The sequence below is a fragment of the Arsenophonus sp. ENCA genome (assembly GCF_002287155.1).
Taxonomy (GTDB): Bacteria; Pseudomonadota; Gammaproteobacteria; order Enterobacterales; family Enterobacteriaceae; genus Arsenophonus; species Arsenophonus nilaparvatae.
On record NZ_NHNG01000490.1, the window covers coordinates 1 to 2,835 of the forward strand.

A 2,835-nucleotide genomic window follows, 5' to 3' on the forward strand; every position below is an offset into this window, starting at 1 on the left:
TACAGGTTTCGATCTTGACCAGCGGGTCACCCAACTTGTCGATCGTCTGTTGGTGATACTGGTTTGCAAAGAGGTCATTCTTAATGGCGCTGCGTTTCTTCATGGTGGTTAGCTCAGTAGACCAGCTTCCGATAACTTTATCAGCAAAATCAAACTCGGCTTAGGTTTTTCGAGGTGCCCACCTGTTTAAAATAAGCTTCAGCCATACAAAGGTGACTAATTAGGTAGTCACCAATTTGAATTAGAAATAGCCTTAAATAGGTAAATACAATTTTTCTCTATCACTTCACTTTGTAGATACTAATTTTAGTTTTATAAATACATCCATGTATTGTTAAGCTTCTTCCTTGTTCTTTTATTTTTAACCTATTAATTCAAATGACTTCCAATCGTTTAAAACGATCGATACAAACATTTATGATTTTCAAAAGCTATTAATCGATAATAATTGATCGAATAAAGCGATTTATTAATCTATTTACAACAAAAATGGAGGGTTTACATAACAATAAATTTATTCTCGATGAAATATGAGCCAAGATTGCAAAAAATCTGAGTAAATATAAGTAATAAACCTTTTAACCGATTAAATAGCAAAGTAACATTTAATTATCAAAGAAAATTGATAGCATAGATATGCTATTTTCGGTTAATCAAAATATCCTATTTGATGGCTCAAATGCACCATTACAAATCAATAGCTATAGTGAAAATTTTGCTACAAAATCTATTAATGGCGTTAACATTATGCTATTCAATAACTGTTTTTGCTCATCCCCACAGTTTTATTGATATGCAAAATGAATTACAAATAAAAGATGGTAACCTCATTGCCATGAAAATGACTTGGGTTATGGATGCCATGACATCAGCAGATTTACTCTATGATGCACAACAAGCAAAAGAAAGTGATGAAGTGTGGAAACAGTTAAGCGCTGAAGTAATGGCTAATGTTATTAAACAACACTATTTTACCTCCCTATATTATAAAAATAAATTAATAAAATTTTCCTTTTACCCAAAAGACTATCACCTATCGCGCAAAGGGAACCAAGCCGTGCTCTCTTTTACTCTAAAATTAGCTAAGCCAGAAACTCTAACTGGTAAGACATTAACCATAATGACTTATGACCCAAGTTATTATGTTGATATGACCTATAGCAACAAAGCAAAAATTTCATCAACTAATACCTCAACCCAATGCCGAATTCAGCTTATAACACCTAAGCCCAGCACATCGATAATCGATTATGCCCTTTCTCTTGATAAAGCAGAAACACCGCAAGAAGACCTTAGTCTCGGCCAACAATTTGCGCAAAAGGTAAACATAACATGTCAATAATGCCCAGCAAGCCAGCAATCAATTTACTTAATAAAAAGTACTATCTAGTAATCGGATTATTTAGTTCTTTTTTTGGCATATTGTCATTTTATTTGTTCAAATATTGGCATTTTAGTTTACAACTAGCGGTAAATTGGCAACGAGAACTTAATCAACATCTTTCTTCTCTCCTGATGCGAGTGGCCAGTTCACCAACTGAAGCAGGATTATTAATCGTTGGCTTTAGCTTTTTTTATGGTTTATTACATGCTTTGGGACCAGGGCATGGCAAAATCATTATTACCACCTATATTGCCACCCACTCTTCAAGACTAAAAAAAAGCCTTACCCTAACGCTATTAGCATCATTATTACAGGGATCTATTGCTATTGTTTTAACATCCATTGTTCTTGGCTTATTCCAGCTATCTAGCCGACACTTACATTTAAGCCGCTTCTGGTTAGAGAAAATAAGCTATGGCTTAGTCTTTTTTCTTGGTCTGTTACTATGTCTAAAAGCAATCTCCCGACTAAGAAAAGTATTTAAACAATCTCGCCAAGCCCCCGTTCAATTTACTAAAATCCATTCGCCTAACCAACATCAACATGCTCATGACTGCAATTGTGGCCACAAACAGGTATTGTCTGATGATGAATTACAAGGTAATTGGAGAACCCAGCTTGCAGTTATAGCCGCGATGGGAGCACGTCCCTGCTCTGGCGCATTAATTGTTCTACTTTTTTCCTATGTAGTCGGTGTTTATTCTTGGGGGATTATCGCCGCGCTAATGATGGCCTTAGGAACTGCAATAACTATTAGCGGAATTGCTTTACTAGTCCATAGCGCTCGCCATTTAGCTATTCGGTATTCGAAATGGCAAGGGTTTAATGTCAACCCTTACTGGAGTTTAGGAATAATGTTAATCGGTGGAATAGTGTTAGTTATTGCTGGATTACTTATGTTTCAGAGTGTTGAAATTCCACAAACGATGGGTTCTTATATTTTTGGTCGCTAAAAATAATGCCATAACTTTATACTCATCATAATGGCACTAGATAAAATAAATAACAGGGTTAGATACTGCAAAACACGATCAGATAAACGCAACATTAAGTATTTGGCCAACGGAATAGTCATTAATGATCCTATGCATAGGGTAAGTGCAAGAATAATGTGAGTATGTCCATTGCGCATATAAGCAATTGCTGATGAACCTGACAAAAGGCCCATTCCCAGTCGAAACGCAACAAACCCATAAAACGTTATGCAGCCATTAGATGAGCTAAAAATACTTCATTTGGAGAAAAATAGCCCAACAATTTTCGTCCCCGAGTATTAAGTATGTGCTCAAGTTCTGCAATCTCGTTGTCCGTGACTGAGTTGAAGTCCGTTCCTTTTGGGTAAAAACGGCGGATAAGTCCGTTACTGTGTTCATTTAAACCACGCTCCCATGAGTGATAAGGCCTGGCAAAGAAGACATTAGCACCGGTGATCTCAGTTATCTGTTTATGCA

The 2,835-nt window shown here is 36.2% G+C and carries 3 protein-coding genes; 2 read left to right on the forward strand and 1 reads right to left on the reverse strand.

Features of this window, described 5'->3' with window-relative positions; translation table 11 throughout:
* Positions 1-733 precede the first annotated feature (733 nt).
* Both CBG25_RS13000 and CBG25_RS13005 read left to right on the forward strand, forming a co-directional pair.
* The gene (locus CBG25_RS13000; RefSeq protein ID WP_366212782.1) at positions 734-1,342 is read left to right on the forward strand and encodes a DUF1007 family protein; all 609 of its coding nucleotides are present in this window, start codon (positions 734-736) and stop codon (positions 1,340-1,342) included.
* A 92-nt stretch (positions 1,343-1,434) separates the two neighbouring features.
* Positions 1,435-2,337 carry a nickel/cobalt transporter gene (locus CBG25_RS13005; protein ID WP_290607123.1) on the forward strand — a complete coding sequence of 301 codons (903 nt, stop codon included), beginning with the start codon at positions 1,435-1,437 and terminating at the stop codon, positions 2,335-2,337.
* A gap of 247 nt (positions 2,338-2,584) precedes the next feature.
* Here the strand turns inward: CBG25_RS13005 and CBG25_RS13010 are convergent.
* On the reverse strand, positions 2,585-2,835 hold a 251-nt coding region (locus CBG25_RS13010), incomplete at its 5' end, for an IS30 family transposase (protein ID WP_290607124.1).